The following is a 15,736-nucleotide window of genomic DNA, read 5'->3' as shown; positions in this document are numbered from 1 at the left end:
ATCACCCTACTCTCCAGATTTCAACCTGATTGAGCTTTGGTGGTCACACCTTAAGTCTTTTTTACGACAGTTCTCTCCAACCACAACAAAAATGGTTGATACTTTGCTTGCTACTGCACTTGATTTAGTCAATCCAAAACACCTACGCAACTGGTTCACAAACTGCTGCTACTGTACTTCATGAACTTGCAATCTGCTGTATTTCTAGCTACCGAAGGCAGCGGTGACTACGATCTTCCAGGAGGACAAGGGAACTTCAACGAGTGGGAACAGAACTTCGACGAACCCTGGTTTGCCAAGGCTGATGTCAAGTTTGTGGACGGGCAAGCGTCTATCCCCTGCAAATTTTTAACGATAATGTCGTTGATGGAAATGACACCCTAGTATGGACCATTAAGGACTCAGCTCCTTTTGGGTTTACGCAGGAGACCTATACATTCAAGGAAAACGATGCTAACAATCAGAACAACGGCGTTGTTCCAATTCAGCTAAGCCTCAACTCGAATATTAAAACTGCCGTTATTACCATCGAAGAGGCTAACAGTATTGTTACTCCCATCTTCGGTAATGCCGCCAACAACTCTCTATATGGCGATCAGGGGGATGACGTTGTTTATGCGAAAGCCGGGAAAGACTACGTCAATGGCTGGAACGGCAACGATAGCCTTTACGGTAAAGCCGGGAAGGACACGCTACTGGGTGGTTTTGGCAACGACTATCTGAATGGGGGCTACGGTAAAGACAAGCTGTACGGCGAAGCCGGAAATGATATTTTAGATGGTTTAAATGGGAATGACAGCCTTTATGGGGATGCTGGCGATGACCTTCTGATGGGCTGGTCTGGGAACGATTGGCTATCTGGCGGCGACGGGAATGATGTCCTCAAGGGTCAGGTTGGCAAGGACACTCTCGTCGGCGGTTTTGGCAATGACCGGCTGACGGGTGGTGAGGGGGCGGATAAATTTGTCTTTAATTCTCCGGGGGAGGGAATTGATAACATCCTGGACTTCAATTCCCTAGAGGGGGATAAGATTCAGATTTCTGCTAGTGGTTTCGGCATTGGGAAAGGTCAATCCGATAAGTTCAGCTACGACAGCAGCACAGGTGCTTTGTTCTTTGAGCAGACACAGTTGGCGTCTGTGCAAATCGATTCGGGTTTTGTCCTTGCCTCAGACATGATTATTGTTTAAATATCGTGCGTGCAAAATGGCACGCTATTCTGGGAAGCGATCGCCTTTTTCATCCTGACAGACGTCTGGATACGTTTTTACTCAGGCAAATGGTTGAATCCGACCCAGTTGTGGGGTTTGTGTATGAAACTGCGTTCTCTGTCATTTTGGCTTTTTGGCAGTCTTTCCGGGTTCTGTCTGGTGACAACCAGCCCCATGCAGGCGCAAATTGTCGAGGATTCAACCCTACCCCAGCCCTCCATCGTTACTCAAAGTGGCAACAGCAGAATAATTACCGGAGGTACGCAAGCTAACTCCAACTTGTTCCACAGCTTTGAGGAATTTTCGATTCCGACTAACGGCAGTGCTTACTTTAACAATGCTGCCAATATTCAAAACATTATCAGCCGCGTCACGGGTTTCTCGGAGTCTAAGATTGACGGCTTGATTCGAGCCAACGGGACAGCCAACCTATTTCTAATTAACCCCAATGGGATTACTTTCGGCTCAAATGCGGCGCTGAAGATTGGCGGATCTTTTTTGGCGAGTACGGCGACTAGCCTCAGCTTGGCGGATGGAACTTCGTTCAGCGCCACGAATCCCCAAACGACACCGCTGCTGACAGTAAGCGTCCCGATTGGTTTGCAATTTGGAAAACCAGCAGCCAGCATTCAAGTGCAGGGGGCTAAGCTGCAAGTGCCGTCTGGGAAAACCTTGGGGCTAGTGGGTGGTAACTTGACGCTCGTGGGAGGAAGATTACAGGCGGCGGGGGGACGGATTGAATTAGGCGGCGTCGCTGGAGCAATCACACCCACTTCCCCCGTACAAATTAACCTCACCCCAATGGCCCAAGGCTATGCGCTGGGGTATCCGAATATCCAGAACTTCCAAGACATCCAGTCCCAGCAAACGACGGTAACGACCAGCGGCAATGGGGGAGGCGATATCCACGTCCAAGGTAGGCGGATCGCGCTTACAGGGGGTTCTCAGATGCTGGCGAATACCTTGGGTTCAGCACCCGGAGGGACTTTAGCGGTCGCTGGCTCGGAGTTGGTGGAAATTAGTGGCAGTTCGCCTAGTGGCGATCGCAGTGGTTTATTTGCCAGGGTTAATTCAAAAACAGCCACCGGATCTGGGGGAAATTTGATTGTTGAAACCGGAAAATTCATTGTCCGGGACGGGGGGCAAGTCTCCACTTCTACTTTTGGTCAAGGGCAGGGCGGGAATTTAACGGTGCGGGCGACGGATTCGGTAGAAGTCAGTGGCAGATCGAGCGATCGCGAAATCGGGAGTGGATTGCGGGCTACAGTCCAAGGGGGAGCGACAGGGGATGGGGGAAATCTAACTGTTGAAACTGGACAATTGATTGTCCGAGATGGAGCCGAAGTAACAACTTCTACTTTTGGGCAAGGGAAAGCCGGAGATTTGACCGTAAAAGCGACCCAAGTGCAAGCGATGGGTTATGGTTTCGACGAAAACAATACGCTCAGGCAAAGCAGTTTGCGTGCCCAAGTAGAACAAAACGCCACCGGAACTGGAGGAAATTTAACCATAGAGAGCGATCGCTTGAGCGTTCAAAATGGGGCACAAGTTGCAGTGACGACGCTTAGCAAGTTTAGCCAAGCCAAGGCAGGCACTTTGATAGTTCGAGCTTCAGACGTTGAACTGGCGGGGGTTGCGGTTTCCGCAGACGGTCAATTGCTGACAAATCAGCTCGGTTTGCCTTTTCCGAGCGGCTTATTTTCTGGAAGCGGTATCGGTTCCCAGGCAGATGGAGGAGCCTTAAGCGTTGAGACTGAACGATTGCGCGTCCGCGATGGAGCCGTCATCCAGACTTCTACTTTAGGTGCAGGGGATGCGGGAAATTTAACCGTTCAAGCTTCCGAGTTTGTGGAATTAGCGGGTACTGCTAAAGGCAGTCAGTTTCCCAGTAGCTTGCTTGCTGTTTCTGGGGGAATTCCCGGCTTTCCAGGTGTTTTTGACGCCACAGGTCGCGGGGGAAGTCTGAGGGTTAATACTGGAAAGTTGACGCTCCGGGATGGAGCAGCCGTAGCCGCGAGCAGTTTTAATCCAGCGAACGATGCCAAAGGTGCTGGCAACCTTGAGCTGACTGCTCAAAGCCTGAGTTTAGATAACCAGGCAACGATTACGGCAGCAACTGCATCCGGTAATGGGGGAAATATGGTGCTAGTGCAGGATTTGTTGCTGCTGCGCCACAACAGTAAAATCTCAAGTACCGCAGGCATTGCAGGGGCGGGTGGCAATGGTGGCAACATCACGATTAACAGCTCATTCATCGTCGCCGTCCCTGGGGAAAATAGCGACATTACTGCCAATGCTTTTACTGGCAATGGGGGGAATATCCAAATTACGACTCAAGGCATCTTTGGAATTCAGTTTCGGGAAGACGAAACTCTCTTGAGCGACATCACCGCCAGTTCTGAGTTTGGCGTGAACGGTGTGGTGGAAATCAATACGCCGGATGTTGACCCCAGTCGCGGTGTAGTCGCTTTACCGACGGACTTGGTGGATGCCTCTGGACTGATTGCATCAAGTTGTGGAGCCACGGTTGGGCAACAAAAAAGTGAATTGGTCGTTACCGGACGCGGTGGAATTCCACCCAATCCCGGCGAAACCCTCAGCAGCAACCTCGTTTGGAGCGATTTGCGCCTGATAGCTCAGCAAGCCGGGAATCTTCCGAATCCTGCGGTTGTTCCCAGCCATCCGGCTACCGGGCAGACTACCGAGCAGTTGATAGAAGCGCAAGGATGGGTGAAGAATACCTTTGGCGAGGTTGTTCTCACCGCGCGATCGCCCACAGGGGTGCCTCACTCCACTTCCTGCGCTGGCTCCTAGAGAGGGGTACAAGTAAAGTTTTGTAACATATTGCATAATTCCTGATTTTTCGGCTGATACATCCTTAGAGATTTGCAGATTTTGTCCGTGCAATCGCGCTCAAAATATCAGTCGCAAACCAGAAATTCAAAGGGACTCAGGTATGACTACAGCTTTACAAATCGGTAATCGCACCCTCACAGCTGAGGAAATCATTCCCCTACTGGCTAGCTACCAAATGTTTCCTCAATTGCTGCGTGAGAGCATTATTGATAGCGCGATCGCTCCTTTTAACTGTACGCCTGAAGAAATTGCTCATGCCTGCGGGAATTTCTACCAGCAAAATCAACTGACTTCTGAAGCCGAACAGCAAGCTTGGCTAGAGCGCTACGGGATGAGCCAAGAGCATTTAGAAGCCTTGACAACCCGGAAGTTAAGAATTGAAAAATTTAAACAAGCGACTTGGGGGAACAAACTAGAATCTTATTTTCTCAAGCGCAAAGGTCAATTGGATCAAGCCATTTATTCGTTGATTCGGACGAAAGATCCAGGCATTGCCCAAGAACTTTATTTCCGCCTTTCCGAACAAGAGCAGTCTTTTAGCGAACTGGCGGCTGAGTATTCCCAAGGGCCTGAAGCACAAACGGGTGGAACCATCGGCCCGGTAGAGATCGGAACTCTCCACCCGCATCTGGCGAGACTGCTATCGGTCAGTCAAAAGAATCAACTTTGGTCGCCCAGACCTTTAGGTGAATGGATGGTCATTGTGCGCCTAGAAAAGTTAGTTCCCGCCCAATTAAATGAATTCATGCGTCAACGATTGCTGCGAGAACTTTTTGAATCGTGGGTGCAAGAGCAAATCGGGAACCTACCCGAAGCAGACAAAATTTGGCTGGGAGCTGCAACAAATCGTAAAGTTGAACCAAGCGGTCAACTGGCAGCGGCGTAAACGAGCGATCGCTAAGTAGAGCATCGCTCTATTTAGGTGTTAAAAACAACTTCAAGAATACGCATTTTTCTTGCATTGAACTATTCTGATAAACTACAGAAGAGTGGTGCTAAACCTGTCAAAATGATTCAAACGGATCTGAGGCATCACTTATTAAAATATTCTGTTTTTTTCAGCAAAAGCATCGGTTTTAACTGTAATAGATTGTAAATATTTGAACAAGGAGGGTGGCTTTCTTTCCCATCAAGTAGCAGCTTGGATGGAGAGCGTAGCCGCAAAACGGGATGACCCATACGACAATTAGTATCAAAGAAATTCTCGCTGGTATATCTCCGTTTAATCAACTGCCATCGGTTGTCTTAGAAAGAGTCGCAACAAAATTTCAATTTTTGCGCTACCGCATGGGACAGGCAATGTTTGTGCGAGAAACAATGCCAGCGCAAATTGCCATCATCTATCAAGGGCAAGCCCGCCTTTTAGGTTATGACCCCCGGAGCCAAGCACCTGTCACCTTGAAATTATTAGAACCCGGAGAAATTCTCGGATGGGTTAGCTTGATTCGGGGAACAGCTTGCGAGACAGCGATCGCTTCGACAGAAACCATTTGTTTAATCCTCCCAGACACCGATTTTTTAGCTTTATTAAACCAGGAACGCTCATTTGCGGCTGCTTTTGAAAACCGTTGTTCTTTGATTGAAGTCTTCGATCTGATTGGGGAAGAATTGGCGCGTCAAGCTGATGGGACAACCAATCTCAAGGAACTCGCTTTAAAAGCGGTTTCAGAAGCAACGATTCTCAACTTACCCCCCGGAAAAACTCCCCTCAGCAAGATAGATCCTAACTGGGTATGGCTGGTGAGTGGCGGAACCGCCGCTGATTTCCCTGTCGGAAGCCGCTTGATACCGAGTACACCCGGAAATTTACACGTAGAAGGCGGGAGAGGGGTTCGTTTATTAGGCTTGCAGAAGTCCATCCTGTTTCCCTCGGAATCGAAAGGCGCGATCGCGTTAGCATCGGCGTCCCTTGCCGCTACAACTGACTGGGAAGCGATTCCCTACGCGCCAGAACAGCCTCCATCTGGTGAAACGGCGACGACTTATAAACACGAGAAACACCCCTACATCTACGGGAGAGGTCGTCTGGATGCAACAATAGCTTGCTTCCAAATGCTGTCTCAGCACTTGGGGATACCTTTCCGGCGAGATGTTATCAAGAGAGTCTTAGTCAATCACCTCAAGCACACCGAGAACTTATCTCTGCAATTTTGCGGTGCGGTGGCTGAGTTAACGGGGTTAAATACGCAATTAATTAAAGTGCCTGCGGCTGCGGTGTGTCGCTTGCAAGCTCCCGCCATGATTAGCTGGCAAGATAGTTTTGCGATTCTTTACAAAATTAGCGATCGCGAGTTAGTGCTGGCGGTGCCAGAAGTTGGCATCTTACGCAAAAAACCCGCCCAATTTATGGAAGCGTGGGGGCCAGAAGGGGAAGTTCTGCTGCTCCGACCCACAAAAGAAGCTTCTAAAGAGCGGTTTAGCCTGCGTTGGTTTTTACCTTCTATCTATCGCTACCGTAAGGTTTTAATAGAAGTTTTAATTGCTTCCATTTTTGTACAAATCTTTGGTTTAGTAAATCCTCTGATGACTCAGGTGATTATTGACAAAGTTCTTGTACAAAACAGTATTGATACTTTATCTGTTTTAGGCATTTTCTTAGTCGTAGTCGCTGCCGTCGAATCTGTTTTGACCAGTTTACGCACGCATTTATTTGTTGATACCACTAACCGGATGGACTTGGCTTTAGGCTCAGAGGTCATCAGTCACCTTTTACGCCTGCCTTTGTCCTATTTTGAACGGCGACCTGTCGGGGAACTTGCTACTCGCGTTCATGAACTCGAAAATATTCGCTCCTTCTTAACTGGAACTGCGTTAACTGTAGTGTTAGATGCTATTTTTTCAGTCATCTACATTGCGGTGATGTTAATTTACAGTGGAGTGCTAACGCTAGTCGCATTGGCAACAGTGCCATTGTTTGCTTTGCTAACACTTGGAGTGTCACCGATCATTCGGCAGCAGTCGCGGGTGAAAGCCGAGCGTAACTCCGAAACTCAATCTTATTTAGTAGAAGTTCTGTCAGGAATCCAAACAGTTAAGGCGCAAAATTTAGAATTGCGATCGCGCTGGCAATGGCAAGAGCGTTATGGTCGTTATATCAGTGCTGGATTTAAAACAGTTTCCACCTCTACGACTGCCAGTTCAATTAGCAGTTTCCTAAATAAACTCTCCAGTTTGTTAGTGTTATGGGCTGGAGCTTATTTAGTCCTAAAAGGAGAATTAACATTAGGACAATTAATTGCTTTCCGCATCCTTTCCGGTTATGTAACAAGTCCGTTATTGCGATTAGTACAACTGTGGCAAAACTTTCAAGAAACCGCTTTATCTCTTGAGCGACTGGGCGATGTTCTCGACGCCAATCTTGAAGCAGATGAAACCGATCGCCACAACATTCTCATGCCAGCCATTCAAGGAAGCGTGAAGTTTGAAAATGTTTCTTTCAGCTTCAATCCTAGCGGCGCTCTTCAGCTAAGTAATATTAATCTGGACTTTCCAGCAGGGCTATTTATCGGCATCGTAGGACAAAGCGGATCGGGTAAAAGTACCTTGACAAAACTTTTACCCAGACTCTATGAGCCAAGATCGGGGCGGATTATCATTGATGACTACGATATTAGTAAGGTAGAACTTTATTCCCTGCGGCGTCAGATTGGAATGGTGCTTCAAGATACTCTCTTGTTTGATGGGACGGTGCAGGAAAATATCGCGCTAACCAATCCAGATGCTAGCGATGAGGAAATCATTGAAGCCGCCAAGGTTGCTTTTGCCCACGACTTTATCATGGCTTTGCCGAACGGTTACAACACTCGCGTCGGAGAACGAGGTTCGGCTTTATCCGGGGGACAAAGACAGCGAATTGCGATCGCGCGTACCGTTTTACAAAATCCTCAGTTACTGATTTTAGACGAAGCCACCAGCGCTTTAGACTACAACGCCGAGCGACAAGTGTGTTTAAATCTAGCCTCGACATTCCGCGATCGCACTGTGTTTTTTATTACCCATCGTTTAACTACAATTAGAAATGCCAATCTGATTTTGATGATGGATCAAGGTTCAGTCGTTGAACAGGGCACTCATGATGAATTAATGGCTCTCAGAGGTCGCTACTACTGTCTGTATCAACAACAAGAAGCTCAACTATAGAAATCTGAATGGGAATTGCTAATGGGTAGCTAATCACTCCCCCTCTCCCACTCCCACTCTCTATTATTCAGTCTGCAAACACAGCACCGCTTCGCTAACACTCCTCAGTCCTCAGCCCTCAAAACTATTGTCAGCTATGCTTCAACAAAATGGAAAACAATCTAACCAGCATCTCTCTTTAGTGCCCAAAACAGTTCCAACTCCTAATCCTAATCAGGAAGTAACGCCACCCGCTTCTACCTCAAACAACTTCGATCAAGCCGTTATTCTTCAACAATCCCCAACTTGGTCTCGCGCCATCATTTGGGGAATCATGGGAATGACAACTTTTGTGATAGTTTGGGCTTCTGTTTTCCAAATTGAAGAAGCCATCCCTGCGACTGGAAAACTGGAACCTCAAGGTGCTGTTAAGGAAGTTCAAGCTCCAATAGCAGGGGTAGTGAAAGAAATTTATGTCAAGGATGGACAACGAGTAAAAAAAGGAGATAAGCTGCTGAGTTTAGACTCCGAAACAGCTCAGGCTCAGTTAACTTCCCTGAATAAAATTCAGACAGCATTAAAGCAAGAAAATCAGTTTTATCGATCGCAAATAAAAGGCGCAGGTTTCCCCGCTGCAATAGATGGAGAGACTGCTCAACTAAAACTACCATTAGAGTTAGTCTCTCTGACTAAAGTGCGCTCCTCTTTAGCCTCAGAAAATCAACTGTATCGCGCTCAACTAAGAGGTTCTTCCAAAGGAACAAGTCTTAGCTTAGATCAACAGCAACGTTTTCAATCGAGTATAGCAGAACTAAATTCTCGCGTTGCGACTGCTAGGTTGGAAGCTGAGCAATTGGAAAAACAGCTAAGTCAAACTCAGGTAGAGATAGCGAGTTCCAAAGACTTATTAGAGGTGAATCAGGGAATTCTCGACGATATAGAACCGATCATGAAGCAAGGAGCAGTTTCCCGCGTGCAATACCTGAAGCAGAAGCAGGATGTACGTACTCGCCAAGCTGAGGTGGATCAACTGACTCAGGAACAGAAGCGGTTACAGCTAGCGATCGCGCAAGCGAATGAAAAGCTGCAAAATACCATCGCTTTGACTAAACAAGATTTGCAAACCAAAATTGCTGAGAATGAAAAACGTTTGGCAGAAATTGACGATCAGCTAAACAAGGCAATTGTAGAAAACAACAAGCGCCTTGCAGAAATTGACAGCCAAATGAGTCAAGCGGAACAAAATTTAAAATATCAAGAAATTAAAGCTCCGGTAGATGGAACTATCTTTGAGCTAAAACCTCATGGGCCAGGTTTTGTTACTAATTCTACCGAACCCGTTTTAAAAATCGTTCCAAGTGACAGCCTAGTTGCTAAAGTTTTTATCACCAATAAAGATATCGGCTTTGTTAAAGAAGGAATGGAAGCAGATATTAGAATTGACTCTTTTCCATTCCGAGAATTTGGCGATACGAAAGGTCGTTTAACCTGGATTGGATCGGATGCTCTACCACCCGAACAAATCCGCCCTTATTATACATTTCCTGCCAAAGTTAGCTTAAATAATCAGTCCCTTTTAATTAAGGGTCGAGAAGTCCCGCTGCAATCAGGGATGTCGGTAAGTGTCAACCTGAAGGTACGTAAACGTACAATCATGAGCATTTTCACTGATTTATTTATGGATAAAGTTGAAGGCTTAAAGACGGTTCGCTAGTGTTTCTAAGCAGAAAGATGGAATAGGGAGAGGGAAGTCTGCGGTAAAGTTACAGGCGCGATCGCGCTCGTTGCCAGACCAGGGAGCGGAGTATCCTGGGAAATAAGTTCTGGAGAGGTATCCTCATGCTGAAGCTTTATCACACTCCCCTTTCCGCTAACTCAAGGCGCGTATGGGTGGCGCTACTGGAGAAAGAAATTCCCTTTGAGCTGGTATCGCTGAATATGGATGGCGATCAATTTCACCCAGAATTTCTAGCGATGAATCCCTTCCACCACATTCCAGTTTTAGTGGATGATGGCTTTAACGTTATAGAATCCTTAGCCATCCTTGACTATCTAGAGGCAAAATATCCCACGCCTGCCTTACTACCTACGGATGCCAAGGCGCTAGCAACCGTGCGGATGGTGGAAATGGTGACTGTCAACGAACTGTTGCCTGCCATAAACCCATTCGCCAATCAAATGATGGGCTTGGATGCAGACGCACAGCAGTTGGAGCAGTCAAAGCAGAAAATTCTGACAGTGCTGAACTTTTTTGAGAGTCTACTGGGCGACGATCGATACTTTGCAGGTAGCGCTAGTCTCACCCTCGCTGAGATTGTCGCCGGAACGATGGTGCCGTTGTTGCCTATGCTAGGCGTATCGCTGGATAACCATCCCAAACTGAGTGCCTGGTGTGAGAACTTGACGCAGCGTCCTGCATGGCAAAAAACCCAGCCCACTCAGGAGGCAATTGAAGCCTTTAAGCCTCGATTCAAAGAGTTGATGGCAGCACGGCAGAACCAGTCTTAATAGCAGTTGGTAGCTGTAATCCTGAAACAATTCAGATGAGAGAACAACCGTGGAGTCTCCCGCCCTCGGAATGGTTTCAACAAAGTTAACTTAAGATAATAAATACCTGACAAATTAACAGGGAGAGTGCTTCCTCAGTCGTCAATCACCCCAGAAGCAGGCGGGAGGAGCGATCGCTTTACCCTGTTGACATCCCACCACTCGCCATCTGTCAAATGAACATCCTGAACAATCTGCTTTTCCAACCCGCTCAACCTCCCCGCGAGAAAAAACAACGTCGTGGCGTTGAAATTAAGTCACAGCGTGAAATTGAAATCATGCGACAGGCGGCGAAGATTGTGGCAACCGTGCTCAAAGAAATTCAAGAGATGGTGCAGCCTGGTATGACAACTGCGGATTTAGATGCTTATGCCGAAAAGCGCATCCGCGAAATGGGGGCAACACCGAGTTTTAAGGGATATCACGGCTTCCCCGCTTCTATTTGCTCCAGCATCAACAACGAAGTCGTACATGGCATTCCCAACGCCAAAAAAGTGATTCGGACTGGCGATGTCTTGAAAGTTGATACAGGTGCTTATTTCCAGGGTTATCACGGTGATTCCTGCATCACTATTGCTGTGGGTGAGGTGACACCAGAAGCGGCTAAGTTAATCCGCGTGGCAGAAGAAGCGCTCTTTAAAGGAATTGAACAAGTTAAAGCTGGAGCCTACTTGCTCGACCTTGCAGGTGCCATTCAAGACCATGTGTTAGGCAATGGTTTTAGTATTGTGGAAGACTTCACCGGACACGGTGTTGGACGGAATTTGCACGAAGAACCGTCTGTTTTTAATTTCCGCACCCGCGAGATGCCAAATGTCAAGCTTCGGGCTGGAATGACTTTGGCAATTGAGCCGATTTTAAATGCTGGTTCAAAGTTCACCCGCATCTTATCCGACAAGTGGACGGCAGTGACGGTGGATAATGCCCTGTCAGCTCAGTTTGAGCATACCGTACTGGTGACGGAAGATGGATATGAGATTTTGACCGACCGCTCGAAAGTTTAACGCATCGTTACATTGATTGACCCGCAGCATAAAATGCTGGGACTATACAAACAAAGCTCGCCTATGCGGGCTTTGTTTATTTTTATAGAATAAGTTGATAAAGCGATCGCATCTTGATACAAATTCTATTCTCATCTCTAAAATTTGAAATTTAAAATAGCTATGAGCAGGTGGCAATATGTACCAAACAGCGCAAGAATTAGAAGCACAAATGCCAGATGCTACAAAACTTTTGAGCGATGAACCAGAAATGGAAAGTTCTTTGCACTACAAGCAACTAGCTTTATTGGTGAGTTGCTTAGAATGGTTTTGGCGCAAGCGGAATGATTTTTTTATTGGCGCTAATCTGACAGTTTATTTTAGTCGGCAACAACTGCGAAATCGAGACTTTAGAGGACCAGACTTTTTCCTAGTGAAAAACACGGAAAAAAAAGAGCGTCTCTCTTGGGTAGTGTGGGAAGAAGAAGGCAAATATCCCGATTTAATTATCGAATTACTGTCCAATACGACTGCTAGTATTGACCGAAATCTCAAAAAAGAGTTGTATCAAAACCGCTTTCGCACGCCAGAGTACTTTTGGTTCGATCCCGAAAGTTTAGAGTTTGCGGGTTTCCGGTTGGTAGGAGAACAATATCAAGCGATCGCGCCCAACCCTCAAGGCTGTCTGTGGAGTGAGGTTCTAGATTTGTATTTGGGTATAGCAGCCGGAAAATTGCGCTACTTTATCCCAGAAGGTTCTCTAGTTCTTACCCCAGAAGAGGCAGCAGAACGACTAGCAGAACAACTGCGATCGCTCGGTGTCGATCCGGATACTTAAGCGAAAAAGCGATCGCGTGAAACAATGTTTATTGGCAAGCTAGGATTTTATTGCCTAGACGCGCTCAGGCGTTCAAGATTAAATAGCGATCGCCCAAAGTTCCCATGAATCAAACAGATTTAGCTTTTACCCCAGCGATAGAACAGGCGCGGCTCATCCGCAGCAAACAAGTATCACCGCTAGAGTTGGTGGAACTTTACCTGGAACGTATTCAGAGACTGGATTCCCAACTGGGGAGTTATTTTACCGTCATGGCAGATATGGCGCTTGCCGATGCCCAGGCGAAGACGGAAGCATTGGCAGGCAACACAGAAGAATTTCCGCCCTTTTTTGGGGTACCCATTTCAATTAAAGACCTCAACCCCGTTGCTGGTGTTCGCTGTACCTACGGAACAGCGGCGCTGATGGACAAAATTGCCGCTTATGATGATGCCGTGGTGACGCGGATTAAGCTGGCGGGGTTTACGATTCTCGGTAAGACGGCGACTTCTGAACTAGGTTCTTTCCCTTATACAGAACCTCCGGCGTTTCCACCCGCCCGGAATCCGTGGAATCTCGACTATACACCAGGGGGATCGAGTGGGGGCGCAGCGGCGGCTACGGCGGCGGGGTTGTGTGCGATCGCTCAAGGTTCTGATGGCGGCGGTTCGGTGCGCGGTCCCGCCGCTTGTTGTGGTTTAGTCGGCATTAAACCCTCCAGGGGTCGGGTGTCTTATGCACCTGTGGGCGATCATCTAAATGGCATTGCAACCAATGGCTGCTTGGCGCGTAACGTTGCCGATGCTGCCGCCCTTCTGGATGTCATGTCTGGTTATGTCGCGGGCGATCCCTACTGGTTGCCCGACCCAGGAACGACTTTTCTTGCCGCAACTGCCCAAAAATTGGGGTCTTTGCGGATTGCTTTTTCTACAACAATTCCCCCGATAGGCGAAGCCGATTCGGCATCTGGGCAAGCCGTCCAAAAAACTGTGCAATTGCTAGAAGAAATGGGTCATACCGTTGAACCCGGTTGTCCAGACTTTACCGATTTGATCAAACCTTTTTCCAAAGTTTGGCAAGCTGGTGTGGCGGCGACGGGGATTCCCGGCGACTACTTGGAACCGATGAATCGCTGGATGCTAGAGAAATCCGGTTCTGCGGGTGAATATCTGCAAGCGGTTGCTCAGATGCAAATTATGGCGCGGCGCATTGTTGCCTTTTTTGACAACTATGACGTTTTGGTAGTGCCCATTTATATGCATCAGCCAATTCGGGTTGGGGAGTGGGCGCACCTGAATCCGGAGGAAAGATTGCAGAAAATCATTCAGTGGATCGCTCCGTGTCCCCCATTCAATGCCACCGGACAGCCTGCAATCGCACTTCCGACTGGTTTTGACGCCAACGGGTTGCCAATCGGCGTGCAGTTGGTGGGACGCCCCGCTGACGAAACCACGTTGATTGCCCTCGCCGCACAACTAGAAGCTGCAAAACTTTGGAGCGATCGCCGTCCTGACTTTGCCGCGCAATAAAAGCGATATCTGTTTCTCGTTCCCCGGCTCAGCTGGGGAACGAGGCTAATTAGCCCCAAGACAGTTTATGCTCTGGGATTATCCTGCTGGTTAAATTCGTTAGAGTTCCTGAATACGCGGACGAATCAACAACTCACCGATATTGACGTGTTCAGGTTGGCTCACCACGTAAAGAATCGCGTTGGCAATATCTTCCGCTTGCAGAATATCCGCACCCGGAGCATAAAAACCGCCTTGTCCGGTCACAGCTTCTTTCGTTGCCTCGTGCTTAATTGAATCGGCAAGTTCAGTCGCCACTGCCCCTGGTTCAATGTCTGTCACCCGCACGCCATATTCAATTGCCTCTCGGCGCAAACAATCTGAGATAGCGCGTACCGCAAATTTGGTTCCGCAATAGACAGCCGCCCCTTTAAAGGCAAAACGTCCAGCCACCGATCCCAGATTCACAATATGACCGTGCTTGCGCTTAGCCATGCCAGGAAGGACAGCATGAATTGTGTAGAGGAGTCCCTTCAGGTTCACATCAATCATCCGCTCCCACTCATCCACGCGCCCTTCCAGCATCGGTGCCAGAGGCATTAAACCAGCGTTATTGATTAGGATGTCCACGCCACCCATTGTTTCGAGTTCCTCTCCAAGCTGTGCCACAGCTTCCCGATTAGTGACGTCCAAGGGTTTGATAATCGCCTGACCGCCTGCACGTTCAATTTCCTGGGAAAGCTGTTCGAGTTGCTCGGTGCGGCGTGCCGACAAAACGACTTTCGCTCCGTTCTGAGCCAATATTTTGGCGGTTGCTGCACCGATGCCGCTACTGGCACCCGTAATCCAAGCTCGTCCTGAAAGAATTGCCATATTGTATCTCCTGTAATGATTAGAGTCGTACTTTACCCATCCCGATGGGGATGAATTTGTCGGTTAGGGAATTCACGCCAATGGTTAGAAAAATGGGCAGTTTAGGCGATCGCTATTTTTGACTAAGATTGCCCTCCAATGCCTGATCAATGGCTCGTTCCAAGCTTTCTTGACTTAACAAACCCGGCAAAATGCGATCGCCAATCATAAATGTCGGGACTGAGGTAATACCGACTTCTTTGCGAGTCTGTTCTAATGCCTGCTGATGAGCTGTTTTATACCTTCGAGTTTCCAAGGATTCTCTAAACTCTTTTCCATCCAGCCCAATTTCTCCCGCTAACTGCGTCAAAATCTCGATATTGCCAATGTCCAGATCTTCTTGAAAAAACGCCCGGAGAAGACGGTCATTGTATTCGTTAGCTTTACCATGTTCTCTCGCGTACTGATAACCCTCGAACGCTAGATGCGTATGTGGTTGCGGCGAGATAGTTGGTAGCTTGATCTCAACACCCATTTTTCTCGCTAGCGGATAAACTGATTGCTGCCAAACCGTTTGAAGATAATCGTCTTCCGGTTTCAGCGTCGCCTGTGGTAATGGTCGAAGCTCAAAGGGTATCCACTCAACTTCAACGTCCTTTCCCTGAATGGCTGCTTCTAGGGGAAATTCGGCTAGAAAACAGTATGGACAAACGTAGTCGGAGAAAACTTTTATTTTCAGAGTCAATGGCATATTCCTCTCAACAAACGATGACGCAGGGGGATTAACTGCTAATCGTGGGGGTTCAAGCGCTAAAAGAGCGATCGCGCCTTGACTTTCGAGGT

At 47.9% G+C, this 15,736-nt stretch carries 12 protein-coding genes; 10 read left to right on the top strand and 2 right to left on the bottom strand.

All coding sequences use genetic code 11. From position 1 onward, the window contains the following. Positions 1–180 precede the first annotated feature (180 nt). From NDI44_RS25775 to NDI44_RS25730, 10 genes are all read left to right on the top strand, one after another. Positions 181–384 carry a hypothetical protein gene (locus tag NDI44_RS25775; RefSeq protein WP_190410176.1) on the top strand — a complete coding sequence of 68 codons (204 nt, stop codon included), beginning with the start codon at positions 181–183 and terminating at the stop codon, positions 382–384. After that, the gene (locus NDI44_RS25770; protein WP_347276881.1) at positions 339–1,190 is read left to right on the top strand and encodes a calcium-binding protein; all 852 of its coding nucleotides are present in this window, start codon (positions 339–341) and stop codon (positions 1,188–1,190) included. Before NDI44_RS25775 ends, NDI44_RS25770 begins: the two co-directional genes overlap by 46 nt. Before the next feature lie 9 nt (positions 1,191–1,199). Next, positions 1,200–4,025, top strand: coding sequence for an S-layer family protein (locus NDI44_RS25765; protein WP_190410175.1), 2,826 nt, complete (start codon positions 1,200–1,202; stop codon positions 4,023–4,025). 142 nt (positions 4,026–4,167) lie between these two features. Next, complete coding sequence (locus tag NDI44_RS25760) at positions 4,168–4,953, top strand: peptidylprolyl isomerase (protein WP_190410174.1); 786 nt, start codon at positions 4,168–4,170, stop codon at positions 4,951–4,953. Between the two features lie 284 nt (positions 4,954–5,237). Next, complete coding sequence (locus tag NDI44_RS25755) at positions 5,238–8,207, top strand: peptidase domain-containing ABC transporter (RefSeq protein ID WP_190410173.1); 2,970 nt, start codon at positions 5,238–5,240, stop codon at positions 8,205–8,207. Between the two features lie 136 nt (positions 8,208–8,343). Further along, positions 8,344–9,900, top strand: a complete 1,557-nt coding sequence (locus NDI44_RS25750) for an HlyD family efflux transporter periplasmic adaptor subunit (protein ID WP_190410172.1) — start codon at positions 8,344–8,346, stop codon at positions 9,898–9,900. A 125-nt stretch (positions 9,901–10,025) separates the two neighbouring features. Beyond that, entirely contained in the window at positions 10,026–10,694 is a 669-nt protein-coding gene (locus NDI44_RS25745; RefSeq protein WP_190410171.1) for a glutathione S-transferase family protein, read from the top strand. Positions 10,695–10,909: 215 nt separating this feature from the next. After that, a complete protein-coding gene (map, locus tag NDI44_RS25740) occupies positions 10,910–11,737 on the top strand; it encodes a type I methionyl aminopeptidase (protein WP_190410170.1) in 828 nt (275 codons plus the stop codon). Positions 11,738–11,915: 178 nt separating this feature from the next. Next, positions 11,916–12,554 carry a Uma2 family endonuclease gene (locus NDI44_RS25735; protein ID WP_190410169.1) on the top strand — a complete coding sequence of 213 codons (639 nt, stop codon included), beginning with the start codon at positions 11,916–11,918 and terminating at the stop codon, positions 12,552–12,554. A 104-nt stretch (positions 12,555–12,658) separates the two neighbouring features. Continuing rightward, complete coding sequence (locus NDI44_RS25730; RefSeq protein WP_190410168.1) at positions 12,659–14,062, top strand: amidase; 1,404 nt, start codon at positions 12,659–12,661, stop codon at positions 14,060–14,062. Between the two features lie 99 nt (positions 14,063–14,161). On the opposite strand, the gene NDI44_RS25725 is transcribed toward NDI44_RS25730, so the two are convergent. Together NDI44_RS25725 and NDI44_RS25720 are read right to left on the bottom strand one after the other, a co-directional pair. Next, entirely contained in the window at positions 14,162–14,914 is a 753-nt protein-coding gene (locus NDI44_RS25725) for an SDR family oxidoreductase (RefSeq protein ID WP_190410167.1), read from the bottom strand. A 112-nt stretch (positions 14,915–15,026) separates the two neighbouring features. Beyond that, the gene (locus NDI44_RS25720) at positions 15,027–15,638 is read right to left on the bottom strand and encodes a DsbA family protein (RefSeq protein ID WP_190410179.1); all 612 of its coding nucleotides are present in this window, start codon (positions 15,636–15,638) and stop codon (positions 15,027–15,029) included. Between the last annotated feature and the right edge of the window lie 98 nt (positions 15,639–15,736).

This window comes from Trichocoleus sp. DQ-A3 (assembly GCF_039961975.1).
In the GTDB taxonomy this organism is placed as follows: Bacteria; Cyanobacteriota; Cyanobacteriia; order Cyanobacteriales; family FACHB-T130; genus FACHB-T130.
Note: the sequence above shows the minus strand (reverse complement) of the source record. Positions and strands in the feature narration are given on the sequence as shown.